We start from the raw sequence: 22,983 nt of genomic DNA, 5'->3' as shown, positions 1-22,983 counted from the left end.
GTGCGCCGGGGCGGGGGCGGTGGGCCCCCGCCCCGGCACGGGGGGTGGTCAGGCGCCGGCGCCGGCGGCCGCCGCGTACGCCGGGTCCTTCATGACGAAGGTGGCCAGCGGCTCGCCGTCCCCGGAGGACAGCGCGGTGAAGGTGACGCCGAGCGACGCGGCCGCCTTGCGGGCGAGCTTGATGTCGTCGGTGGCCGTGACCTGGCCGCGCGGGATGACGAAGCGGTACGTCACCTCCTTGCCGTCGGTGAACTCCAGGCCGAGCGCGCGCTCGTCGAAGGTCGGGCCGTCCGGGACGTCGAAGGTGAAGACGCCCGGGTTGCCGGTGCCGCCGGGGGTGATGTCGGTCTTGCTGCCGCCCATGAAGAACGGCAGCGTGTCCTCGTTGAACTGCAGCATCGAGAACTTCAGCGTCAGGTCGCGGTCCGAGTAGACGAACCGGGCCGGGCTGATCGACTGCCACGTCTCGACCGGGTCGAGCTTGTCCTTCTTGGAGAAGGTCACGCCGTCGGTCGACGTGTACCCGAGGTCCACCCAGCCGGTGCCCCAGTCGGTGGAGGGGTTGGCGGAGAAGGTGGTCGGGAGGGGGGCGCCGAGGGGGGCGACCAGGACGCGTCCGGTGCCTGCGACGCGGATCTCGGAAGCGGAGTTGCCTGCCATGGGGTGCTCCTTCAGGGGAATGGGTGGTGCATCGGTGGGCTGCCGTGGGTACGGCAAAGGCCCCGCCGGGATCGGCGGAGCCTGGTCTGTGGGGTACGGGGCGGAGGGTCCGGCCCGTACGGGGGCGGTGCGTGCCGGCGCGGTCCCGTACGCGCCCGCCGGGCGGACGCGGAAGGACTCGGGCGCCGGGTCAGGTCCGGACGGAGAGCTGGATCACGCAGAGGTAGCGGTTCGCGGCGGTGTAGACGTAGTCGGGCAGCCAGCGCGGGCCGTCCGCCTCCGCGACGTCGGTGATGACCGACGTGCCGAAGGCCGTGCCGGCGCTCTGGAGCAGCACGGCGCGGGCCGCGTTGGCGAGGACGTGGGCGGCCGTCTTGTCGGGGCCGTACACCTCCAGCTCGATCATCGGCCGGTCGACGTGCAGGTCGTCGATCCAGGCGCCGCCGCGGCGGGAGACGATCACGGCCCGCTGGGTGCCGTCGAAACCGGCCGGCGGCGTCTCGTCGACGACCGCGCCCGCCAGCTCCGGACGGTCGGAGAGGAGGTCCACGACGATGGCCTCCACGTCGGGGAAGGTGCTCGGGGCTGAGCTCATGACGGGGAATCACTCCTGTTCGTACGGGGCTGACGGCGTCCGGGCGGTGCCCGCGGCGCGCTCGGCGCGCCGGAGCGGGCCGGGGGGAGCCCGTGGTCCCGGCGCGCGGGGCCTTGCGGGGCACCGCCCGGACGCGGAGGCGGGGAGCCGGTCCCTGGAGGGATGCGGGCACAGCTCCGCCGCTGCACCTATTGTGAACGAGATCGCGCGAGCGCGCAACTAGTTCGTGCGAGCCCGCTCGGGGCATGAGTGTTTGGACTGGTGACGCACCGCCACGGCGCGTTACCCTCGATACTTCGAACACAGATTCGATTGGTGCGTGAGTCGATGTCAGCGCGTTGTGCGGACAGGGAACGGCAGGTGCGTGTGGTCGGGGGTGCCGGCAGTGCTCATGAACGGCTGACCGAGGTGGTCGCGGCCGCCGTCGAGGTCGCGGCGGAGGCGGGAGAGGCCGGTACGTACACCGGGGACGTGGCCCGGACCCTCTCCGCCGTGGTGGGCAAGGTCGGCGCGCGGATCGCGGTCGAGGCGGAGATCCGCGGGTTCTCCAGCGGCTGGCAGGAGGCGGTCGCCCACGTCGGAGCCCCCCGCCCCGACCCCGACGGCGCGCGCGTGGTGCCCATGCGACCGGAAGGGGACGGAGGACCGTGACGTCAGGACCGCACGGCAGACGGAAGAGGCGGCCGCCCCTCGGGGCGACCGCCTCTTCCGTGTCTTCCGGTGTTCTGCCGTGGTGCCGTACCGCCGTGCTCTGTTGTCCCCGCTCTCAGGCCGCCGGGTCCGCCGCGGGCCTGCGCCGGGTGGCGCGCTCCGCGGCGAACACGTCCTCCAGCCGGTAGAGCAGCGCCCGGCCCTGCCGGCCGGCCGGTACCAGGTGGCCCAGCTGGACCCACTTGCGGATCGTGGCGGGCACCACGCCGGCCTCCGTGGCCGCGAGGGCACCGTTGATCAGGGTGTCGGCGGCGATGACGGTCATCGGCGTCCTCCTTCGTCCGAACGGGCGGGTGCGGTGCGGGCGTCGGCGGACTCGTCCATCGACACGCCGATCTCGTCGGGGTCCGCCCCGGCGGCACGCGCCAGGGCCTCCCAGTCGCCCTCGTGCCACACGTGCCGGTAGGCGGGGTCCGTACGGCAGTCGCACTCCTCGCCGGCGCAGCGGCAGGCCGGGTTCACGCACAGCACCGCCCGGCGGGCCGGGAAGGCGCGCAGGGAGACCGAATCGCACCACGGGCAGCGGCCGCCGACCCGCACCATCGTCTCGGAGTCGCCGAGGACACGGGCGCTGCGGCGGGCCATGCGCCGGGACTCGTCCCGTACGTGCGCGGCGAGTTCCGGGTGGGCGGCGACCCGGGGGAGGAACCCCGCGATCCGCGTCAGCCGCTGGGGCACCCGCGCGTGGCGCGGGCGGCCGAGGCCCAGCTTGTCGTGGACGGCCTCGTCCAGCTCGATGACGCCGTCGGTGATGTCGCGGAGGGCGTCGGAGACGTGGAGCCGCAGCGGAGCGGCCGAGTAACCGGGGACGGGCGTGCCGTGCCGCTGCTGCGCGAGCAGCGAGTCCCGGCGCTCCTCGCGGAGGCGCCGGTCGGTCTCGGGGGAGGGAGCGCGCCGCTCGCCCGTGGCGGACGCGGACGGGCGGCCCGGCGCGAGCTCGGTCAGCAACTCGGGGAACTGCCTGAGCAGGGCCTCGATCCAGAGGGCCGCGTCGCGGACGGTCTTCTCGGGGGAGAGGGCCGGCCCGGGGACGGCCGGTCCGGAGGGAGCGGGGACGGACGGAGCGGGAACGGACGGAGTCGCGGTCGAGGGCGGGGGCTGGGGTGAGGACGCGGCCGGCGTGGACAAGAGGGCCTCCAGGTGGGGCGGGTGCGGCGGAGGGGGAAAGAGCGGGGGCGGGGCGAAGTGCCGGTCGGGTACGGGGACTTCACGCGGCCGGATCGGGACCCCGTACGAGGAGCCCCTACGTCACGTGCGGAACGGGGCTGGCCTCCGGCGTGGTCCCGGATACGCCGGAAGGCGCTCGACGCGCACGCGTCCGGCGGACGCCCGACGAGATGCGCGCGTGGGCGCAACAAGAGGAACGGGGTGGTCTCAGGGCGCGGCGTGCGGTCCGGGGGCGCCCGGCCGCCCCCTCCCGCGCCCGGCCGGTCGGCCGTTGCGCCAGAGGCGGCCGGCGCTCACCCCGTCGAAGAAGCTCTCCGCCGGGGCCACGGCCTCCTCGCACCGCCGTACGACCGGACACCGTTCGCATGCCATCAGTGCAGGCAGAGCCTCTTTTTCCCGTCTGCTGAAGACCACGTGCGGGGGCAGCCCGGAGCATGCGGCGGCGGCGCGCCAGCCGAAGAACTCCACGATCTCGGACAGCGGCAGGGCGGTTGCGGACGGCATGCGGAACTCCTGTCTCGGACGGCGGCCGGTCCGTTCGCGCGGTCCGGGCCGTAGTTGCGAACACGCACGATGACATATTGCGCGCTCGCGCGCAACGTTCCCGTCTCCTCGCCTTTGCGAAATCAACACGGTGCGTGCGCAGGAGCACGTAATTCCTTGCGCGCAATCGCGATAAGCTGGACATCGCTTTGGAGGGAGGCGACCAGTGATGACCGCCAGTGACCTGGAACCGTTCGCCGCCTGGATCGAGGAATTGATTCGCCGCCGCGGCTTCGACATCGACAGTCCCCGCGGAGGGGGCAAGTCCCGGCTCGCGGACGAAGCGGGGGTGCACCGCGCGGCCATCACCCGGCTGCTGCAGCGGCAGAGCATGCCGGACCTGGAGACGACCCGTCGTCTCGCGCACGTCCTGGACGTGCCGGTGCGGGACATGCTCATCAGATCCGGTCGGCTCACCGAGGACGACCTGCCGCTGCCGCAGACCGCCGAGACGGTTCAGCCCGGTGTCGGGGGACGCCGGCTGACCCTGGAGGAGGCCGCCGCCGGGCTCGGGGTGCCGGCGGCGCAGCGGGAGATGTTCATCAAGGTCGCGGGCCAGTTCCTGGACGCGCTGCCGGCCCGGCGCGAGTCGCTCGCCAAGGACTGAACCCGTGCCGCCCGAGCGGCCTTTCGCGCGGGGGAAGGCGTCCGGAGCGGGCGTCTTCCCCGTGTCCCAGTAAACTGTCACGGCCTGACGCCCGCACACCTGTACCAGTGACGCCCCAGGAGTCGCACACGCCGATGTCACGCGGGCCGGGCAGGTGGCCGCAGTCTGCCTTCGACGCCACGGGCGGGATCGGCAGCGATGGGACGCGAGAGAGAAAAACGCATGACCGAGGGCAAGGAGAGGTCCCTGCCCTCCGGCGGCGGGAACGACGCCACCGGCGGCGACGCGCCGGACCCCGCGTGCGGTGAGGAACACCCACCGGGCGACGGTGGCTCCACCAGGCCCCCGGGGTCTTCGGGCTCTCCGGGGACTTCGTCTCCGGGGGCCCCGGGGGATACGGACTCCCCGGGCGACATCCCCGGTCTCCTCGCCTTACTCGTCAGGCTGCTGGAGGACCACGCCCCCGACGAGATCGCCGTCCTGCTCCGCGAGGAGGTCGAGCGCCGCGAGTTCCGCGCCTACGCGAACGGGTGGCGCGACGCCACCGCCCACGCCGGGCCCACGCCGGAGGAGGCGCGGCTGACGCGTACCCGCGCGCTGCGTCTCGTGCGGCGCACGTCCGGGGACGCGTCCGTCATCCCCTTCCCGCAGAAGCGGCCGACGGCGGCGGACCAGGCGGCGAACGCGCCCGAGGAGATCCTGGCGGCTCCCGACGAACCGCCCGAGGAGCCCGACCGGCCGGCCGACGCCGATGCCGGTCCGGACGCCGTCGCGGGGGCTGCGTCCGGCACCGGTGCGGACGGGGCCGCCGGTACGCGGCGACCGGGCACCGGGGCGGGGGAGGGCGGCCCGGGGGAACCGGACGCGGCGGAGGCCGCCCCGGAGGGCCACGCGGGACCGGTGGTTCCGGGACCCCGGGGCCCCTCGGGACCCGAAAGTCCTTCCGCGTCCGGGGAGTCCTCGGCGCCAGGGGGGCCTTCGGCGTCCCCGGAGGCCCCGGAGACCTCGGAGTCTCTTGGGGCCGCCTCCTCACCCTCCGCCCGTCCTCCGCGCACCCCGCCCCCGCCCGGCTTCGTCCCCAAGAGCCGGAGGTCCAAGGTGCCCACGATCCCGAGCATTCCGAAGCTCGCCGGACCGCGCAGGCCCCGCCGCGGGCCGGCGGCCGGACGGCCTTCGGCGTCGTCGTCCGCGTCCGACGACGACACCGCCTGAGGGGGGCGTCCGGCCCTGCCCGGCCGGGGCCTCCGCCGGCGGCCGCCCCGTCGTCCCCCGGAGAACGGGGATCAGCGGGCCGGGCCGCCGCCTCCCTGGGGCGGGAGGTGGGGCCGGGGGGTGGTCTGCTGGCCGGGGACCCGGGGGGCCGTGGCCTGGGGGGCGGGGGCCGAAGGGGTGCCGGTCGCGGGTGCGGTGGTGCCTCGCAGGCGGGCGGCGGCGGCGATGGAGGGGGTGGTGGCCGTCGCGGTGGCGGTGGTGGTGTTGGTGGCGGTCGCGAACTGTGTCCGGTCGAGGTAGGGGCCGGGGGTGACCTTCCAGGAGGTGGCGTTCGGGTCGACTTCCTGGCGGACCACTCGTTCCATGAGGGTGGCCATTTCGACGGGGCCGATGCCGCCGGGTACGGGGGTGATGTTCTGGGGGATGTTGTAGGCCTCGGCGCGTACGTCGCCGCGGACGGTGCCGTCCGCCTGGGGGACGAAGCCGGAGTCGATGACGACGCGGTGGTGGGGCCGGATGTGGTCGGGGGTGAGGATGCCGGGGTTGCCGGTGACGGATATGACGATGTCGGCGTCGCGGACCTGTTCGAGTCTGTCGCCGTAGTCGAGGGTCATCGGGTCGTGTCCGCCGGCCCGGAGCATGTTGACGACTCCCTGTCCGACGAAGCCTTTGCTGCCGACCACGGCGATGGTGGGGTGGTCGGTCGCGAAGGGTTCCGCGACCCGGTAGATGCCTTCGGCCGTGGCACAAGCGGGGTAGGGGGACTCGCCCTTGAGCAGGGCGTCGATGTCCTTGGCCGGATCGAGCCGGTCCATGTACGGCAGGAACTCGGGCGGCGGAGGGAACTGCACGATGATCGCGCGCGTGTCCGGGTCCGCGCTGTATCCCTGAAGGATCCTGCTGAAGTCGCCGCGTCCGGCGTCCGGGGGCAGGACGACGTGGTCGGCCCGGAAGCCGAGGTGTTCGAAGCTCTTGATCTTCTGCTCGGCGGAGATCCGGGACGCCTCCAGGCGGACGCGCCAGTCCGGTGGGTCGTTGTCCGCCGGGGTGAAGCGGATGACCGCCACCCTCATCCCGGTCGGCTCCACGGCGGGCCGGTAGGGCGCGTACAGCTCGCGGGCCTGCCGCAGCACCTCCCGGCCCGACACCAGCTCCGTCACGTCGAGGACTCCAGGCCGGCCAGCACCTCCGGGACCGGAGCCAGGGGAACGCCGTGGAACAGGCGGACGACCTCGTCGGCTGTCAGCTTCCGGTCGTTCTCCTCGTCCTGGTAGCCGTGCTCCGTGACCTTCAGAGTGATCAGCGTGAACGAATCGGGCCCGGGGACGTAGTGGTACGAGAAGTTCCCGAAGTGGGCGATCCATAGGACGGAGGCCAGGTCGGGGCTCAACTTCTCGCGCAGGACCGGAAGGGCGGCCTCCGCGAGCGGGGCGAAGTCGTTGGTGATGCCCCGGTCATCAGGGTTGCTCGCCAGCTCGGAGAACACCACGACGGCCTGTCGGGCCGCCGGGTCGTAGACCGCGCGCAACAAGGTGTGGGCCGCGCCCCGACGGTGCTGCCAATGAAGGATCTGGGTGATCCGGGGAAGGGACACGTACTTCTCCAAAAAGGGATCGGGTCCGTCACTTGCGCTTGAGAACGGAGATGAGCAGGCCGTTCACCGGCTGGGGCGTCAGGAACACCCCGGTGTCCCGCAGGGCCCACTCGGGCACGCGGGTGCCGGCGGGAAGGGCGCGGGGCGTGCCGTCGCCCGAGGACAGGTCGGCCTCGGCCGCGCCGGGTTCCTCCCCGATCCGCGCGGCGACCTCCCCGTACGCGATCCCGTCGTCGGTGATCGCCCGGACGGACACGTCGGCCTTGCGGCTCTCGCCGGCGTCCAGGCAGGCGCCGTGGCGGCGCTGGAGGTCGAAGGCGACGGTGCCGGCGGCGACGAAGCGGCCGTTGGGGGAGGAGACGGCCTCGCCCGTGCGGGGGTTCTCGCAGACGATGCTCGTCTCCAGCTTGCCCGTGGCGGCGTTGTGCACGGCGACGAGGGGAGTGGAGAAGGTGCCCCCGGCCTCGGTGCGCCACCGGGTGAGGAGGTGCCCGCCGACGGCCGCCATGTACTGGCCGTCCATGGAGAGCTTGTCCATCGTGGACCGGACGCCCGACGGGGCGTCGTCCTGGATGTGCCACGCGCCGGGCATCTCCACGAGGCCGAGGCCGTGCCCGGACACGACCCAGCCCTTGGCGGTCCTGACCCGCCCGACGCCTTCGGCGCAGGCGTCCGCGCACGCGTCGATCGTGCCGCTCGTCACGTCCACGGCGACGGCGCCCTTCCTCGTGCCGTTCCAGTGGACCTGGAGCCCGCCGCCGACGTCCTCGACGCGCAGGTCGTCCTCGTCCCTCCCGCCCTCGGAGTTCGGCCCGTACACCTCCACGGGGACGTCGATCTGCCGCACCGGCGCCACGGCCGGGCCGGAGGCGTCCACCGGGTGGACCAGGAGGCGGACGATCTCCTTGCCCTTGGTGAGGGCGTCCCCGCCCAGCATGCCGTGGGCCCACAGCACGACGTACTCGCGGCCGTCCTGGAAGGTGGTCGAGACCGAGGGCAGCTCCACCTTGTCGCCCTCGTAGGAACTCTTGCCGGCCTCCCCCAGGGGGGTGGGCGGCTCCCACGGCCTGCTGGTGAAGCGGACCTTGCCGGTCGACGCCTCCCGGACCTGGACGACGTAACCGTCCTCCGTGGTGTTCACGTAGGCGATCGTGTCGCTCCGGGGGGCCACGGCCACCGGCGGCTTCGAGGAGTACTTCGCCGGCATCCAGGAGAGCAGCTGCTCCCAGCCCCGGTCGGCGCTGTAGGCGGGCGGGACGGTGAGGAGGACCGAGGGGCCCGCCGGAGTCGGGGAGGCCGACGGCGCGGCGGTCGTCTTCTTCCCGTCGTCCCCCTTCTTCCCCGTGGACGCCGGCTCGCCGATCCCCGCGCATCCGGTCAGGAGCATCCCGGCCAGGACGGTCCCCGCCACGGCCTTTCGCGTGCGCATCACTGTCACTGCCTCTCTCGGTTCAGAACGCTTCGACCACCGGCACGGCCTTGGGCCTGTGGGCGCCCGGCTTGCACCCCGCGAACGGCCCGGAAGGGCTGCGGAGTTCGTGCATGACCGCCCCCAGGTGGTCGCGGTGCCACAGCGCGGGCCCGCTCGGGCCGGCCGCCGGGTCGGTGAGCTCCTGCCAGGCGAGCCACAGGCCGTGCAGCCGGGCCACCGCCTCCAGGTGTTCCCACCAGCGGGGGCACCAGGGCTCGCCGGAGGTGACCTCCCGGCCGTAGACGGGCAGCAGGAGCGCGTGCACCCAGGTCGCCAGGGCGCGCAGTTCCTCGTCGTACTCCTCGCCGTCGAGGTAGAGGATGAACAGCGGCCCCTGCGGGTCGGGCCCGGCGGGGGCGCTCACCGGGACACCTCCTTCGCGGCACGGGCGGTGATGGCCCGCAGCTCCGCCGCCGCGGCGGCCTGGACGCGTTCGGCGCCCGGCTCCGCGTACCAGGGGCGCAGCCGGATCAGGGCGGGACGGACACCGGTGGCCAGGAGCAGGGCCGTGCCCTTGGGCAGGGCCCGGATGCGGTCGGCGGGAAGGATGCGCTCCAGCCGGTACGAGGTGGAGCGGGTCCGGCCGTCCTTGCTCCGGGAGTGGCTCACGGTGCGCACGTCGTGCTCGCCGACCAGCCGGGAGACCTTCTCCACGAAGTCCGCGTCGTCGAGGCCCGCGCCGAGGAGCTTGATGGTCGCCGCGCCCCACAGGGCGTCCATGCCGGCCTCGCCCCACACGCGGGAGCCCTGCCGGTAGCTCTGGAGCAGGGTCACGATGTTGATGCCGCGCGAACCGAGGTGCGAGTACAGGTCGGGCAGGTCGGAGATCCGGCAGACGTTGGCGGCCTCGTCGAGGATCGCGGTCATCGGCGGTTCCAGCCGGCCGCCCATCCGCTCGGCGGCGCGGACCCCGGCGCGCAGGACGGAGTCGGCGACGGCGGCGATGACGCCCGCCGCCGAGCCGCCGCCGTCCTTGGACAGCAGGTACAGGGTGCCGGTGCCCAGCACGTGGTGGTCCGGGCGGAACTCCGGCATGACCGGGTCGGGGGTCACCCAGGCGGCGATCCGGGGATCGAGCAGGCAGCTCACACACTGGCGGGCCGTCTCGTAGATGCCGTCCCGGGTCTCGACCGCTCCCTGGATCGTGCCCCGGAGCTGTTCGGCGAGGGCGGGCATGCCCGCGTCGCGCAGCAGGTCGATCGGGGTGCGGTCGGCGGGGTCGGCGAGCCAGCCGAGGACCTCGTCGATCTGCCGTCCGCCCTTGGCCGCGGCGTGGAAGAGGGCCGTCAGGGTGTTCTGGGCGGCGGAGATCCAGAAGTCCCGCTTGGAGGCGTCGTCGTTGACCGCGCCGACGAAGTGCCCGGCCAGCCGCCGGGCCCCCTCGATGTCGCGGGCGTCGGCGAGCATGTCCCACCAGAGGGCCCGGGGGGTGTGCGCGATGCCCTGGGGGTCGAACGTCCACACCTGGCCGACCCGTTCGCGTTCGGCCCGGGTCGCGGCGAAGACGTCGGACTTGTTGGAGGTCAGCAGGACGCTGCCGCGGGCGCGCAGGACGCGGGGGACGGCGATGCCGGTGGACTTTCCGGCGCGTGGCGCCATCAGGTCCAGTTCCACGTCCTCGTAACTGGAGCGCAGCTCGGGGCCGTTCGGTTCCAGGTTGCCGAGGAGGTTGCCGGTGTCGTCGGGGGTGAGCCTGCCGCCGGTCAGCTTCTTCAGGCCGGGACGGAGCTGGAGGGCGCGGGCCGCGGCCCCCTTGGGGAGCATCGCGGCGAGTTCCTTGCGGCCGGCGAGGCCCGGGGTGCGCCCGCCGCCCCGCTTGCGGACCAGCAGGACGAGGACGACGGCCAGGCCGGTCAGCAGCCCGGCCGTCACGGCGATGCCCGCGAACACGGCGGCCCGCGGGGCGTCCGGCCAGAGTGCGGCCGGGCCGTCCTCCACCAGGGAGGAGAGCGTCCGCAGGCCGAACGGGGGCGGGTTCCAGCCCGCCCCGGACGCGACGGCGCCGAGCGTTCCGCCCAGCCACACGCCGAGGAAGCCGAGGAAGACGAGGGCGGCGACGCCCACGATCAGCCAGGGCAGGTAGTCCTCGGCGGAGGTGGCGCCGCCCCGGGACCGGCGGTTCGTCATCGGTGCTCCCCGGAGCGCGGCAGGGGCATGTCCCGCCCCGCCCACCGCGTGTTGGTGTTGTGCAGGTTGCGTTCCGTCTCGGTGATGGCGACCTTGATGGGGATGCCGGGACGGCCGCCCACCTTGATCAGGAAACGGCCCCGGCCGGGCGGCTCGGAGCTCACGTCCGGGTTCGCCCAGCCGGGCGGCGACGACCAGGACGAGACCAGTTCGATCTCCCGCTGGGACATGCCGATCACCTTGCCGAGATCCTCCATCTCGGTACGGGGCAGACCGGCGCAGACCACCATGCCGGCGCGCTCGACGAAGCCGCGGGCCTTGGCCCGGTCGGCCTCGCTGCCCAGCGCCTCGGCGTCCTTCAGGGTGTGGGTGATCTTGGCGTCGCCGAGTCCGAGCGAGCGGTTCAGGCGGGTGAGCGCGTCGATGCGCTCCACGATGCCGGAGGCGGCGCGCAGCGGCCGCCACAGCTCGTCGAGGACGGTGAAGAACCAGCGCTGCGGGGCCAGTCCGGCGTCCGCGAGCGCGTGGGCGGCGGCGACCGTGCCGAGCCCGTCGGACCAGGCGGCGAGCATCGCCGCCGCGGTCAGCTGGGTGTCCGCCTCGCCGATGCGGGAGATGTCCACGCACACGGCGGGCGCGTTGGGGTTGATGCGGGTGGAGGTCTCCGAGGCGAAGGTGTCGCCCAGCGGACCGTCCAGCACGCCGATGAGCGAACGGTGCAGGGGGTCCACGGCCTTCTGGTACCGCTGCTGGTCGCCCCGGTCCAGGGTGACCGCGCGGACCCGGTCGGGGCCCTCGTCCAGCACCCTCAGCAGATCGGGCAGGAGGGGCGGGCGGCCGGGCGTGGACCGCTCCCTCAGGTGGTGCAGGCAGGCGGAGAGGACCGACTGCTCGTGGTCGTCCATGGGGCGCCCGCGCATGATGGTGATGAGCGCGGCCACCATGTTCAGGACGCGGCCGTGGGCCTCGGCCAGCAGGACGCGTCCGGCCTCTCCGCCGATGCGCTCCGCCGCCTCGCCCATGGCCCCGGGGTCGAGGACGTTGATGCCGCCGACGCCCCGGCCGATGGAGATCACCTGGCCGCCCAGGGCCCGCACGGTGTCCGCGTAGTCGGGCTTCAGGTCGCCCAGGACCAGGGGGACCACCCCGGTGGCCGTCATGCCGATCAGCATGCGGTTGACCAGCGTGGACTTGCCGAGTCCGGGCATGCCGAGCATGAACAGGGACGGGTTCGAGATGTACCGGGCCCGGGTGAACCAGGAGATCGGGTCGCCGCAGACCGTCGCACCGGTGTGCAGGTGCTGGCCGAGCGGGACCCCGGTCATCGGCGCCCCGGAACCGGCCGCGAACGGCCACAGGCCGCACGCCTGGACCGTGGTGGCGCGCCACATCGAGGGCGGGTCCACATGGGCGACCTGGCCGCCGCCGGGGCCGGGCCAGCCCCGCGCGGGCGCGACCGGGACCCGGCGGCGGGCGGCCTGCTTGGCCTCCTTGGCCCGCCGGAGCTCCTCGGCCTCCCCGGCGCTCCTGGACTGCTTCCTGCTCACAGCGTCTCCCTGAGCTGGTACGGAATGAGGGTGTACTCCCACGGGAGGAGGCCGACGGGCAGCGTGCAGGTGAAGGCGGACGCCTGCATGCGGTCGGCGGGGCGCATCAGGATGCGGGAGGACGCCTGCAGGTTGCGGACGGTGATCGAGGCGTCCTGGAGCTCCTCCTCGTTGTCCACCGTGACGGTGACCATGAGGGAGAACTCCACCAGGCCGGCGCCGGACGCCTCCTCGGCGGCGGTCTGCTCGGCCGCCTGCATCTCGGAGGCGGCGCGGGCCTGGACCAGGCCCCGGCGGGAGCCCGCCATGAAGTGGGCCGCGCGCCGGTCGGCCTCCACGATGCGGGCGGAGGTCGCCGGGTCGATCGGCCGGTAGACGAGGGAGACGCGCTTGCGGCGGGTGCCCTGGGCGGGTTCGAGCAGACCGCGCAGCACGCTGGAGCGGACGGTGCCGCGCGGCGCCAGGGTGAGCATCCAGGTGCGGGAGATGCCCGAGTCGTGCTTGTAGCCGTCCACGGTCTCCACGGCGGCCGCCGGTCCGCAGTCCTGCCAGCTCACCCCGGTGGTGGCCTGGTTGGCGCGGACGGACAGCACGTCGGGCGCGATGGCCGGGTCGTAGGCGACCCGGACGATCTCCGCGATCCGCTCCTCGGACAGCGGCGAGGCGGAACCGCCGCCGGCCGCGACCAGGCCGGCCAGCAGGCCGGGCAGGCGCATCGAGAGGTCGGTGACCACGTCCTCGGGCTTGCGGCGGGGGCCGGGCAGGGCCCCGTAGGTGAGGGCGACGTACGTGTGCATCTCGGAGGAGGCGGACGGGTAGCGCGCCACGACCTCCTCCATCACCGCGCGGGCCGCCTCCGGGGCGTCCGGGGCGATCCGGGGCAGCACCTCGGCGGCCAGCCGGGTGCCGGTGTCGGGGGCCGTCTCCACGACGACCTGGGCGCCGCGCAGCCCCGGTTCGTGGGAGAGCCGGGACAGCCAGTCGCCCCAGGAGGCGACCCAGATGTCGACCTGCTCGGGGTCGACGAGGGAACCGCCGTCGGGCTCGCAGGCGAGCACGATGGTGTAGAGGTTCCGGCCGGGGTGGTGCAGGACGCCGAAGGGGCGGTCGTACGCGTCGCGGCCGTGCAGCATCTTCACGCGGGCGAGCAGCCCGGGAGGGGAGAAGTTGCCGCCGGGGCGGCGCGAGAGCGGCCCGGAGACGTAGGTGTGCGAGCCGTTGGCCTTGCGCTTCAGCCAGCCGATCCGGATGGCGACCATCTGGTAGACGTTCCTTCCGTCGGCGGTCCGCAGGGCGAGCGGGCCGAGGAACAGGGCGAGGGGGACGAGGACGGTGAGGGCGACGGAGATCGAGACGAGCGAGGCGAGCAGGACGACCACGAGACCGCCGAACGCGACGACGGTCCCGAGCAGGCCGAGGGGCCCGAGCCCGGGTCGGCGGGGGCGCCGCCAGTTCCCGTAGGTGGGCCGCGCCATGGATTCGGAGGCCACGGGGTTCCTTTCGGGGGAGGAGTGGACGAAGTGCGGACGGGCGTCCCGCCGGGTCAGCGGGTGCGGCCGCCGGAGGAGGGCGGTGTGGGGCGCGGGGTGGTGGTGCGGGCGCCCCGGGTCTGGTTCTGGGTCTGCGTGTTCTGGGTGCTCTGCGTGCTCTGGGTGTTCTGGGTGTTCTGGGTGGTGCCCCGGGAGGAGCGCAGCTTGCCGGCGGCGGCGACGCCGACGGAGAACTCGCCCCTGGTGAAGGTGGGGGTCGTCTGCTGCGCGGGGATCACCGTGCCGGTGCCGGTGGGCGTGAACGCGCCGCGCTCGGTGGTGATCAGCCCGGTCGCCAGGCCCTGCCCGACGAGCTTCTCGGCGTTCTGGCGGCTGATGGAGTGGCCGAGGCCGGTGGTGTTCTTGGCGTAGAGGGCGCGGATCATCTCCTGCGGGGCCATGCGGCCGCCGTAGGGGTCGTTGCCCTGCTCGTACGCGATGCGGCCCGCCTGCCAGCGGCCGGCGTTCTGCGCGAGGGAGGTCTCCAGGGGGACCTCGACGGAGAGGATGACGCGCTGGTCGTATCCGTCCCGGGCGAGGTTGTCGAGGAGGGCGACGTTGGCCGTCTCGTTGGCGAGCGTCGCGTCGAAGAGGAGGTTGTGGCCCTCGCGGCGGGCCCAGGTCTCCAACTGGTCGCGGAGGTAGGACGCTTCGCGGTGCAACAGCCCGGACAGCTCCGCCGGGGAGAGTTCCCGGCCGAAGGAGAGGGCCATCGCTTCGGGGGAGAGCCGCGGCAGGCCGCCGGCCTCGAAGAGGGCGCGCTTGAACTCGTCGGGGTCGAGGACGACGTAGTCCTCCAGCTTCAGGCCGTGCGCGGAGGTGAGCAGGCGGCCCAGCTCGGACTCCTCGTTCTGCCAGGAACCGAGCTGGTGCTGCACGGTGCTCTTTCCGGCGCCGGGCGCGCCGGCCGTCAGCAGGACGGCGTTCCCCCCGCGCGGCCGGCCGGCGTACTCGGCCTTGAAGCGTTCGATGACGGAGGCGTGCAGGGCGAGGCGTTCGCGGTGGTAGAGGCCCTGGGTGGTGAACCGCGCGGCGGTGTCCCCCGCGCCGGGCGAGAGGTCTCCGCCCCGCCCCATGCGCTGCTGCAGCTCGGCGTAGAGCTGAGCGTATTCCCCCGTCAGCATGGTCTTCCTTTCCTCTGCCCCGAGCCCGTTCGGGTCAGCCGCGCGCGTTCTTGCGGCGCAGGATCTCTTCCGCGTCCTCGTAGGTGATGTCCCCGAGCAGGATGGCTCCGTTGATCATGGAGAAGACGTTGTCCTGACCCGTGGGCTCGATGAGCAGCGGATCGTAGAGCTCTTCCTCGAAGTCCCATGCCGCGATGGTCTCGATCATCTCCTCGCGGGGGATGCCGCCCTCGGCGTAGCGCCTGAGGTACTCGCGGAGGGAGGGCTTCTCGGTCATGGGTCGGTCCTTCCGTGCCGTGCCGCCGCCGGCGGGTGGGGTCCGCGCGCCGCGCCGCCCCACCCGCCGCCGTCGTTACTGGTTGTGGCCCTTCATACCGTCGTTGTCGTCCAGGGAGCCCGCGACCTCGTTGGCCGCGTTCATGCCCGCCTGGGCGACCACCGCGGCGGCCTGGACGGCGATCATCGCGGGGCCCGCGGCCGCCGCGGCGCCACCGGCCGCCGCCGCACCGCCGCCACCCGCTCCCGCGCCTCCGGCGCCACCCGCGCCGGCCGACGGGGCCGCGCCGGCACCGGACGACGGGGAACCCACGGGGCCCCGGCCGCCGCCACCGCCACCGCCACCGCCACCGCCGCCCCCTCCTCCTCCGCCACCGGCGCCACTGGCGATGCTGACCGCACCGCTCGCGATGCTGTTGGCGAAGTTGAGGGCCACGGTGCCGCCCGAGGTGCCGCCGAGCGCGGCGGTCGCCGGGACGACCAGCTTGAGCAGGGCGGGCAGGGCGAAGACCGAGAGGACGAGCATGCCCATGCCGGCGATGGTGTTCTCCAGGCCCGGGTCCTTCCGGCTCTGGGTCATGGACGTGGCCGAGTAGATGATCAGCGCGGCGGCCGGCTTGTAGAGCAGCCAGGCGACCAGCCAGCCGATGTGCTTCTTCCACCAGCCGTCGCCCCAGCCCGTCATCGAGGAGGCGGCGGCGATGGGAAGGGTGCCGATCAGCATGATGAGCACGCCCAGCCTGATGTACATCAGGATGATCTGCACGAAACTGGCCAGCATGACCAGCAGGCCGAAGATCAGGATCAGACCGGGACTGGTCAGCGCGGTGACGCCGAGGATGGTCTCGGCGTTCTCCCCCAGGTTGGCCTTGCGGTAGACCTCCTGGGCGTACGCGTCCGACGCCTGGTACAGCAGACCGGCCACGACGGGGATGAGGGTGGAGACGAGGATGACCTTCCACATGCCCATGAACGCCTGCTGCATGGACTGGCCCTTGCGCTCGTAGGCCATCCTGATCGCGGCGACGAGGACGGAGGCGACGGCCACGTAACCGACGATCCACTTCGTCTCGCCGATGATCATGTCGAGCCCGGTGCCCCCCTCGGGGTTGAGGCTGCTGCCGCTGCCGACCTTCATCCAGACGCCGTTGAGGGCCTTGAGCACCTCGGAGGCCGCCGCGCCGATCGCGTTCGCGAAGGCTTCCACGGCGCTGCCGACCACGCTGTTGACGGCGCCCTTGACGCCGTCCTTGGCGCATTGCAGCGGACTGGTGGCGCAGTCGAGGAGGTCTCCGGGACTGGGCAGGTCAAGCGCCACTTCCGCCTCCCCAGAGGACGAATCCGTCCGTGCCGCCGACCGGCGTGATGCTCTCCGTGATGGAGCCGCGCAGCGTGGGACGGATCTTCCAGTCCCCGTCCTCCCAGACGACCGCGACGGTGCCCGTGACGTAGTTCCCCTCGGGGAGCCGCATGAGCATCATCACCGTGGCGCGGTCCTTGTCGTAGGTGACCATGCTGAAGCCCACGTAGGTGCCGTTGCTGCCCGGTGCGCCGGGGTCGTTCTCGTCCTTCTTCGCGGCGCGGGACTTCTTGAGGGCCTCCGTGCCGGTGCCGGGGGTGAACTGCCTCCCGACGACGGTCTTCCAGTCCGAACCGCCCATCTTGGTGGAGATGGAGTGCACCGCGAGCGCCGCACCCAGCGGCGTGTGCGCGAAGCAGGACCAGACGGGCCCGTCGTACTGGAGGGGGCCCGCCGTAGCGGACACCGGGACGAGTTCCGACCGGTAGACCTTCCACTTCAGGTCGGCCGGGCTCTTCGGCGGGATCGCCTGGTCGCTGTCGTCCGTGCGGCAGCCCGCCGGCCGGGGCTCCTCCGCCCCGCCCGACGGCTTGCCCGAGGGGGTGGCCTGCGTGCCGCCCGGGGAAGGGGACGCCGTCGTCTCCGGCCCCCGGCCGGCGTTCGCGTCGCCGTCGTCGGCGAGTACGGCGTACCCGCCGACCAACGCCAACACCAGGAAGAACCCGGCGGACAGCAGCCAGCCGGGCTGCTGCCAGAACGGCTTCTCCCACTCACCACTGCTGCTTCGCCGGCTTCGCGGACTCATGGGTCGGCCTTCCCGGGTCAGTTGAAGACGAAGGAGACGAGCGGCCCGGCGGTGGCGACCAGGATGCATCCGCCCAGCACCATGCCGAGGCGGCCCATGTGCTCCGAGCCCTCGCCCCGGCGCATCGAGATCGCCATCATGGCGCCGGTGATCAGCACGCCCGCGACGCCCGCCGCGGTTCCCGCCCACGCGACGATGCCCAGTACGTCGTTGACCTTGCTGGTGAGTTCCTTCGGCGCGTCCATGCCCGGCTTGGGCACGTCGGCTGCGAGGATGATGTCGCGGACCTTGCTCAACATGGAGAATCTCCCCCCGTGGGAACGAGCCTTCGTGGCTCACATGTGGTGCCTGTACCGATGAGTTGGGTGGCGATGTCGCCGCTGCATCATGTCAGGGCTTCTTCGGTGCGTGTCCGTCTCTGACCGCAACAGTGACCTGTTCGGAACGGAACGCGGTACGGAATCCCTTCAAGGCAGCAGGAATTGGACGATCGGACCCGCGGTCGCTCCGATGATGCAGGCCCCCATCACGACCGCGAACTGCGTCAAGTGCTCATCACCGCTTCCCGATCGTAGCGAGATCGCCATCCGCGACCCCACGATCAGAACGCCCAGTACGCCCGCGGCGGTGACCAGCCAGGCGAGGTAGCCGAGGATCTGGTTGAGGGGACCGGTGACGTTCGCGCCGGGAGCGGCCAGTATCAGTTCCATCTCGTACTTCCCGTGGGCCGGTTCAGTTGCCGGCGACGAGCCGGCCGAGTGCGGCGACCTCGCGCGGCAGGGGCCCCGAGAGATTACCGGTACGCCAGGACGACACCCAAGGGACCCGGTGCACTTCCACCACCGAACCGATCACCTTGATCCGCTGGTTCAGCTCCCTCGGCAGCCGGCCGGGGGCGTCCGCGACGAGGACGACCGCCGCGAGCGTGACGCCCGCCGGAATCTCGTTCTGCCGGTGGGCGTTGAGGATCCGGGAGACCGCCTGGAGGCCCGAGGCGTGGGTGCGGGCCACCAGCAGGACGTTCCCCGGCCGGCCGGCCGCCGTGTCGGGCCAGGAGAGACCGGAGTCGTGCCCCCCGAACACCTGGGCCAGGGTGGAGGTGCCCGCCCCGCCGTGGCCCCCCATCCAGGAGAACCGGCCCCCGGCGCCCGGCGGAACGGCCGCCCCGGGCACCGGCCCGGACGGCGCGGGTGCCGGAAAGTCCTGGTACGGCACGGGATTCGGGGTGGACCCGTCCGAAGGTGCCGGTACCGGCCGGGCGGAGGGATCCACCGGTCCGCGGAGCCAGATCTCCGGCCCGCCGATCGTGTTCTGCTGCATATGTTCTGCCCCCGTGTCGACGTGCGTCGACTGTCTCGCGTAGCGTCCGACCCCGACAACGTACTGCGAATCTCCGGCCCTTGAACGCGCCGGACGTGTGATGTTGTCGCCGGGCACGTGGAAGCGCGGCCCGGTGCCGGAGCTCGGGACGCGCCGACGGGGGAGCGATGTCAGGCAATGGGGGAAGCACCGTCGCGTGGGTCGCGGGCGGTGCCTTCGCGCTGGTCGTCATGCCGGTCTTCATGTTCGTGGGGGTGGGAGCGGGAGACGCCGGGCCCGACATGTCGGGCGTCAACGGCGGGACGCTGGACCCGAAGCACGTACCGCCGCAGTACCTGCCGTGGGTGCTGAAGGCGGGCTCCATGTGCCCGCAGATCACCGCGCCGGTCATCGCCGCGCAGATAGAGGCCGAGTCCGGCTGGATCAACGGACGGACCTCGCCCGTCGGGGCCCAGGGCCTCTCCCAGTTCATGCCCGGGACCTGGAAGACCTGGGGCCGGGACGACGACGGCAACGGCCGCGTGAACCCCTTCGACCCCGGGGACGCGATCATGGCCCAGGGGCGCTACGACTGCGCCCTGGCCGAACAGGTCGAGGGGTACAAGTCCCGGGGGAAGGCGAGCGGACCGACGCTCGACCTCACCCTCGCCTCCTACAACGCGGGGCCGGGCGCGGTGCTCAAGTACGGTGGCATCCCCCCGTACCAGGAGACCCAGGGCTACGTCGTCAAGATCAAGGCCGCCATGGCGAAGTACACGGCGATCGCCTCCGGCCCCGGCACGGGCACGATCCCGGCCGGACAGCGGCTGGCCATGCCGCTCTCCGGCAACCCGCCCGTCACCTCGCCCTTCGGCATGCGCGTGCACCCCATCACCGGGGTCCACAAGCTCCACACCGGCATGGACTTCGGGGTGGCGGCCGGCGTGCCGATCCTCGCCGCGAAGGAAGGCGTCGTCACCTCCGCCGGCATGGAGAAGGGGTACGGGAACCGCGTGATCGTCTCCCACGGCACGATCGGCGGCAAACAGATCTCCACGACCTACAACCACATGTCCGCGATCAACGTCTCCAGGGGGCAGAGGGTCGGCGTGGGAACGGTGGTCGGCCTCGTCGGGAGCACGGGCTACTCGACCGGCGCCCACCTGCACTTCGAGGTGCAGGAGAACGGACAGTACGTCAACCCCGCCCCCTGGATCGGAAAATGACCGGGCGGCGGGCGGACGGGAACGGAAGGAGGGGAACCGTGCGGAAGGCGATCGCCGCGGTGCTCGTGACCGTCACGGGAGCGGCCGTCCTGGCCGGCTGCGGACTGAAGGACCTCCGGGAGTCGGACGGCGCGGGCGGAGGGCCGGGACCGGACCCGGTGGCCTCGGACTCCTTCACGCCCAAGGCGCCCGTCCCCCGGGGGAAGCCGCTGGACGGGGGGAGCAGGATTCCCGCCCCGCCGAAGGCGGACGACCGGGACCCGACCTCGGTCACCCGTGCCTGGGCGACCGCCGCCTACGGCTACGACACCGCCTACGACGCGGGACGCCAGGACGCGGTGCTCCGGTCCCTCCCCTACCTCACCCCCGAACGCGCCGCCGCCGAACGCGAGCACGTCCCGTCGGGCGGCACCGGGGACGACTGGAACGTCTGGGCGCAGCACAAGGCGTGGACCACGCTGCGGCTCACCTTCGGCGACGGCGACGACGACCTCCCGCCCGACACCCCCGTCCTCGCCCACCGGGAGGTCTTCGTCGAGGGCACGGCCCTGGGCCGGGACGGCTGGACCGGACCGGGCCCCCGGCTCACGGCCTGGGTCGAACTGACCCGCCCGGCCGGCGGCGGTCCGTGGCGGGTCGCCGACGTCCGGGTGGTCGAGGAGGTCCTGCCGCCCTCCGCGCCGCCCTCCGTCCCTCCCGCTTCCCCCGCACCGAAGAACTGAGTGAGGCATCCATGTCCGTGTTCAGCCGCCGCAAGCGGAAGGAAGAGGACCCGCCGCCGGCTTCCGGGTCCACGGCGGTCGAGGTACGGGTGCGCGCCGACGGGTTCGCCGAGGTGGACGGCAGGCCCGTGGTGGCGGGAGTCGGGGAGAATCCCCAGGACGCCGTGCTCGACTACCTGCACCGCCTCGTCCTGACGTCCGGACGGCCCGTGGCGGCCGTGGTGTACGACGAGCGGATCGGGTCGGTCGTGCCGCTGCGGGTGCTGGAGGACGGGTCGAGCGTCTTCTCGGGCCCCCCGGCGCCGCTGCGGGAGGCCGGGTCCCAGGGCCTGCCGGCCCAGGGGCCCGCGCCGGTCCCGGCGCCCGCGTGGGACTCCGCGCTCCCGTCCGGTCCGGCGGTACGGGCGCCCCGGCCCGCCGCCGTGGAACCGGTACCCGCGCCGCGGCAGGAGCCCGAGACCCCGCCCGCGCGGACCCCGGCCCCGGCGCCCGCGCCCGCTCCGTCTTCCGCGCCGGACCCGTCTCCCGTACCCGCCCCGTCTTCCGTGCCGGACCCGTCTCCCGCGCCGGACCCGTCTCCCGCGCCCGCTTCGTCCCCGGTGCCCGCACCGTCCTCCGTGCCGGCCCCGTCCCCCGTACCCGCTCCCTCTCCCGTACCGGCTCCCGCCCCCGTACCCACGCCGTCCCCCGCACCGGAACCCGCACCCGCTTCCGCCCCCGTGGAGTCGCCCGCCCCCACGCCGGCCCCCGTTCCCGCCCCGGCCCCGGTCCCCGGCCCTCCCGTCGGCGAACCGGCCGCCGGTCCCGTGGCCCGCATCCACGAGGCGCTCCAGGCCGGGCGCATCGAGTGGGCCGCCACCCTCGCCCTGCAGAGCGTGAACGAGGCCGCCGCGCGCCTCGGCCCGGAGGCGCCCGAGACGCTGCGGCTGCGCGAGCTCAACGCGTACGTCGCCTTCGTCGCGGGGGACAGCCGCCGCGCCTTCGAGGGCTCCCTGGACATCGCCCGCGTACGCGTCGCGCACGACGATCCGCAGGCGCTGCAGAGCGTGCTGAACGCGGCGGCGGCCTGGCTCAGGGTCGCCGACCCCCACGAGGCGCTCCGGATGGGGCACGACCTGGTCGCCCTCTGGTCCACCCTGCCCGCGGCGGACCAGGCCCGGCTGGAGTCCGTGCGGGCCCGGATGGCCCGGCTGGAGCGGCGGGCGGGGACCGCCTGAGCATGCGCGCCCGAAGCGGCGCCGTCCTCCCGGAGGGCGGGCGGGGCTCTCGGCACGCGCCCCGGCGGAGCACGGGCGCGCCGCCTCCGTCCGGTCCGCGCGGGCGGCCGCCCGTCCGGCGCCGTCCGTGCCCGCGCACGGCCGCCGACCGGGTGCGTCGCATTTGTTTTGACCGGAGTCCGTGCGATAGGTACGCTCAAGCCTTGTGCCTGGGGTGTGCCTGGGCTCGTGTGCGTGTCCTCAGCCGCACCGCGAGTCATATACCGGCCACCGTGGTCCGCGCTTTTTCCGCCGTTGGCGGGGGTCCGCGCGATTCGACACACCCGACCGCGTGGGTCGGTGACTGTTCCAGGTTAGTTTTACCGACGGCACACAGAAACCGGAGAAGTAGTGCCTACGATCCAGCAGCTGGTCCGGAAGGGCCGGCAGGACAAGGTCGAGAAGAACAAGACGCCCGCACTCGAGGGTTCCCCTCAGCGCCGCGGCGTCTGCACGCGTGTGTTCACGACCACCCCGAAGAAGCCGAACTCGGCCCTCCGTAAGGTCGCGCGTGTGCGTCTGACCTCCGGCATCGAGGTCACGGCCTACATCCCGGGTGAGGGTCACAACCTGCAGGAGCACTCCATCGTGCTCGTGCGCGGTGGCCGTGTGAAGGACCTGCCGGGTGTTCGTTACAAGATCATCCGCGGTTCCCTCGACACGCAGGGCGTCAAGAACCGTAAGCAGGCTCGCAGCCGCTACGGCGCCAAGAAGGAGAAGTAAGAATGCCTCGTAAGGGCCCCGCCCCGAAGCGCCCGGTCATCATCGACCCGGTCTACAGCTCTCCTCTTGTCACCTCGCTGATCAACAAGATCCTGCTGGACGGCAAGCGTTCCACCGCCGAGCGCATCGTGTACGGCGCCATGGAGGGTCTTCGCGAGAAGACCGGCCAGGACCCGGTCATCACGCTGAAGCGCGCTCTCGAGAACGTCAAGCCGGCCCTCGAGGTCAAGTCCCGCCGTGTCGGTGGCGCCACCTACCAGGTGCCGATCGAGGTCAAGCCGGGCCGCGCGTCCACGCTCGCCCTCCGCTGGCTCGTCGGTTACTCCCGCGCCCGTCGCGAGAAGACCATGACCGAGCGCCTCATGAACGAGCTGCTCGACGCCTCGAACGGCCTCGGCGCTGCGGTCAAGAAGCGTGAGGACACGCACAAGATGGCCGAGTCCAACAAGGCCTTCGCGCACTACCGCTGGTAGTCGCAACCCACATCGA

The 22,983-nt window shown here is 73.0% G+C and carries 27 protein-coding genes; 8 read left to right on the top strand and 19 right to left on the bottom strand.

The window, feature by feature from the left end:
* Positions 1 to 48: 48 nt before the first annotated feature.
* Both ACZ6AQ_RS04130 and ACZ6AQ_RS04125 read right to left on the bottom strand, forming a co-directional pair.
* On the bottom strand, positions 49 to 660 hold the full coding sequence (locus ACZ6AQ_RS04130) for a phage tail tube protein (RefSeq protein WP_468757303.1): 612 nt from the start codon (positions 658 to 660) through the stop codon (positions 49 to 51).
* Positions 661 to 850: 190 nt separating this feature from the next.
* On the bottom strand, positions 851 to 1,255 hold the full coding sequence (locus tag ACZ6AQ_RS04125; RefSeq protein WP_383440659.1) for a hypothetical protein: 405 nt from the start codon (positions 1,253 to 1,255) through the stop codon (positions 851 to 853).
* Positions 1,256 to 1,615: 360 nt separating this feature from the next.
* Here ACZ6AQ_RS04125 and ACZ6AQ_RS04120 point away from each other — a divergent pair, with 360 nt between their 5' ends.
* Entirely contained in the window at positions 1,616 to 1,906 is a 291-nt protein-coding gene (locus ACZ6AQ_RS04120; protein WP_468757302.1) for a hypothetical protein, read from the top strand.
* A 115-nt stretch (positions 1,907 to 2,021) separates the two neighbouring features.
* Here the strand turns inward: ACZ6AQ_RS04120 and ACZ6AQ_RS04115 are convergent, their stop codons facing one another.
* The 3 genes from ACZ6AQ_RS04115 to ACZ6AQ_RS04105 form a co-directional block, all read right to left on the bottom strand.
* Positions 2,022 to 2,231, bottom strand: a complete 210-nt coding sequence (locus ACZ6AQ_RS04115) for a hypothetical protein (RefSeq protein ID WP_468757300.1) — start codon at positions 2,229 to 2,231, stop codon at positions 2,022 to 2,024.
* Positions 2,228 to 2,944, bottom strand: coding sequence for a hypothetical protein (locus ACZ6AQ_RS04110; RefSeq protein WP_468757840.1), 717 nt, complete (start codon positions 2,942 to 2,944; stop codon positions 2,228 to 2,230). The genes ACZ6AQ_RS04115 and ACZ6AQ_RS04110 overlap by 4 nt, the downstream gene beginning before the upstream one ends.
* Positions 2,945 to 3,340: 396 nt before the next feature.
* Positions 3,341 to 3,637 carry a WhiB family transcriptional regulator gene (locus tag ACZ6AQ_RS04105; protein ID WP_468757298.1) on the bottom strand — a complete coding sequence of 99 codons (297 nt, stop codon included), beginning with the start codon at positions 3,635 to 3,637 and terminating at the stop codon, positions 3,341 to 3,343.
* Between the two features lie 208 nt (positions 3,638 to 3,845).
* Here ACZ6AQ_RS04105 and ACZ6AQ_RS04100 point away from each other — a divergent pair, with 208 nt between their 5' ends.
* Positions 3,846 to 4,283 carry a helix-turn-helix domain-containing protein gene (locus tag ACZ6AQ_RS04100; protein WP_468757296.1) on the top strand — a complete coding sequence of 146 codons (438 nt, stop codon included), beginning with the start codon at positions 3,846 to 3,848 and terminating at the stop codon, positions 4,281 to 4,283.
* Between the two features lie 222 nt (positions 4,284 to 4,505).
* Entirely contained in the window at positions 4,506 to 5,495 is a 990-nt protein-coding gene (locus ACZ6AQ_RS04095) for a hypothetical protein (RefSeq protein WP_468757295.1), read from the top strand.
* Positions 5,496 to 5,566: 71 nt separating this feature from the next.
* On the opposite strand, the gene ACZ6AQ_RS04090 is transcribed toward ACZ6AQ_RS04095, so the two are convergent.
* From ACZ6AQ_RS04090 to ACZ6AQ_RS04025, 14 genes are all read right to left on the bottom strand, one after another.
* Positions 5,567 to 6,655: a bifunctional 5,10-methylenetetrahydrofolate dehydrogenase/5,10-methenyltetrahydrofolate cyclohydrolase gene (locus ACZ6AQ_RS04090; RefSeq protein ID WP_468757293.1), complete on the bottom strand. Its 1,089-nt coding sequence runs from the start codon at positions 6,653 to 6,655 to the stop codon at positions 5,567 to 5,569.
* Positions 6,652 to 7,089: a hypothetical protein gene (locus tag ACZ6AQ_RS04085; protein WP_468757291.1), complete on the bottom strand. Its 438-nt coding sequence runs from the start codon at positions 7,087 to 7,089 to the stop codon at positions 6,652 to 6,654. Before ACZ6AQ_RS04085 ends, ACZ6AQ_RS04090 begins: the two co-directional genes overlap by 4 nt.
* Positions 7,090 to 7,117: 28 nt before the next feature.
* Complete coding sequence (locus ACZ6AQ_RS04080) at positions 7,118 to 8,518, bottom strand: hypothetical protein (protein WP_468757289.1); 1,401 nt, start codon at positions 8,516 to 8,518, stop codon at positions 7,118 to 7,120.
* 22 nt (positions 8,519 to 8,540) lie between these two features.
* Entirely contained in the window at positions 8,541 to 8,924 is a 384-nt protein-coding gene (locus tag ACZ6AQ_RS04075) for a DUF4913 domain-containing protein (protein WP_468757287.1), read from the bottom strand.
* Complete coding sequence (locus ACZ6AQ_RS04070; RefSeq protein WP_468757286.1) at positions 8,921 to 10,687, bottom strand: type IV secretory system conjugative DNA transfer family protein; 1,767 nt, start codon at positions 10,685 to 10,687, stop codon at positions 8,921 to 8,923. The genes ACZ6AQ_RS04075 and ACZ6AQ_RS04070 overlap by 4 nt, the downstream gene beginning before the upstream one ends.
* Positions 10,684 to 12,093, bottom strand: a complete 1,410-nt coding sequence (locus ACZ6AQ_RS04065) for an ATP/GTP-binding protein (RefSeq protein WP_388688767.1) — start codon at positions 12,091 to 12,093, stop codon at positions 10,684 to 10,686. The genes ACZ6AQ_RS04070 and ACZ6AQ_RS04065 overlap by 4 nt, the downstream gene beginning before the upstream one ends.
* 137 nt (positions 12,094 to 12,230) lie before the next feature.
* Complete coding sequence (locus tag ACZ6AQ_RS04060) at positions 12,231 to 13,709, bottom strand: SCO6880 family protein (RefSeq protein WP_388688765.1); 1,479 nt, start codon at positions 13,707 to 13,709, stop codon at positions 12,231 to 12,233.
* 68 nt (positions 13,710 to 13,777) lie between these two features.
* Positions 13,778 to 14,887, bottom strand: a complete 1,110-nt coding sequence (locus tag ACZ6AQ_RS04055) for a zeta toxin family protein (RefSeq protein WP_468757284.1) — start codon at positions 14,885 to 14,887, stop codon at positions 13,778 to 13,780.
* 34 nt (positions 14,888 to 14,921) lie between these two features.
* Positions 14,922 to 15,164 carry a hypothetical protein gene (locus ACZ6AQ_RS04050; RefSeq protein WP_468757283.1) on the bottom strand — a complete coding sequence of 81 codons (243 nt, stop codon included), beginning with the start codon at positions 15,162 to 15,164 and terminating at the stop codon, positions 14,922 to 14,924.
* A gap of 75 nt (positions 15,165 to 15,239) precedes the next feature.
* Complete coding sequence (locus ACZ6AQ_RS04045; RefSeq protein WP_468757281.1) at positions 15,240 to 16,481, bottom strand: hypothetical protein; 1,242 nt, start codon at positions 16,479 to 16,481, stop codon at positions 15,240 to 15,242.
* Entirely contained in the window at positions 16,471 to 17,268 is a 798-nt protein-coding gene (locus ACZ6AQ_RS04040) for a DUF8175 domain-containg protein (protein ID WP_468757279.1), read from the bottom strand. The genes ACZ6AQ_RS04045 and ACZ6AQ_RS04040 overlap by 11 nt, the downstream gene beginning before the upstream one ends.
* Before the next feature lie 17 nt (positions 17,269 to 17,285).
* On the bottom strand, positions 17,286 to 17,567 hold the full coding sequence (locus ACZ6AQ_RS04035) for a hypothetical protein (RefSeq protein WP_388687979.1): 282 nt from the start codon (positions 17,565 to 17,567) through the stop codon (positions 17,286 to 17,288).
* A 168-nt stretch (positions 17,568 to 17,735) separates the two neighbouring features.
* Positions 17,736 to 17,978 (bottom strand): hypothetical protein, encoded by a 243-nt coding sequence (locus tag ACZ6AQ_RS04030; protein WP_388687977.1) that lies wholly within the window; start codon positions 17,976 to 17,978, stop codon positions 17,736 to 17,738.
* Positions 17,979 to 18,000: 22 nt separating this feature from the next.
* Entirely contained in the window at positions 18,001 to 18,393 is a 393-nt protein-coding gene (locus tag ACZ6AQ_RS04025) for a DUF6668 family protein (RefSeq protein WP_468757278.1), read from the bottom strand.
* A gap of 362 nt (positions 18,394 to 18,755) precedes the next feature.
* On the opposite strand from ACZ6AQ_RS04025, the gene ACZ6AQ_RS04020 reads away from it, so the two are divergent.
* The 5 genes from ACZ6AQ_RS04020 to rpsG all read left to right on the top strand — a co-directional run bounded on the left by ACZ6AQ_RS04020 (position 18,756) and on the right by rpsG (position 22,967).
* Positions 18,756 to 19,793, top strand: coding sequence for a peptidoglycan DD-metalloendopeptidase family protein (locus ACZ6AQ_RS04020; RefSeq protein ID WP_468757276.1), 1,038 nt, complete (start codon positions 18,756 to 18,758; stop codon positions 19,791 to 19,793).
* A 38-nt stretch (positions 19,794 to 19,831) separates the two neighbouring features.
* Positions 19,832 to 20,515 carry a hypothetical protein gene (locus tag ACZ6AQ_RS04015; RefSeq protein ID WP_468757274.1) on the top strand — a complete coding sequence of 228 codons (684 nt, stop codon included), beginning with the start codon at positions 19,832 to 19,834 and terminating at the stop codon, positions 20,513 to 20,515.
* An 11-nt stretch (positions 20,516 to 20,526) separates the two neighbouring features.
* Positions 20,527 to 21,732 (top strand): tetratricopeptide repeat protein, encoded by a 1,206-nt coding sequence (locus ACZ6AQ_RS04010; RefSeq protein WP_468757272.1) that lies wholly within the window; start codon positions 20,527 to 20,529, stop codon positions 21,730 to 21,732.
* Positions 21,733 to 22,122: 390 nt separating this feature from the next.
* Positions 22,123 to 22,494 (top strand): 30S ribosomal protein S12, encoded by a 372-nt coding sequence (gene rpsL, locus ACZ6AQ_RS04005; protein WP_003948652.1) that lies wholly within the window; start codon positions 22,123 to 22,125, stop codon positions 22,492 to 22,494.
* Between the two features lie 2 nt (positions 22,495 to 22,496).
* Complete coding sequence (rpsG, locus tag ACZ6AQ_RS04000) at positions 22,497 to 22,967, top strand: 30S ribosomal protein S7 (protein WP_015035567.1); 471 nt, start codon at positions 22,497 to 22,499, stop codon at positions 22,965 to 22,967.
* The last annotated feature ends 16 nt before the right edge of the window (positions 22,968 to 22,983 follow it).

It is taken from the genome of Streptomyces sp. NPDC041191 (assembly GCF_055591945.1).
The sequence above is the reverse complement of the archived record's forward strand: the minus strand, read 5'-3'. Positions and strand labels throughout refer to the sequence as shown.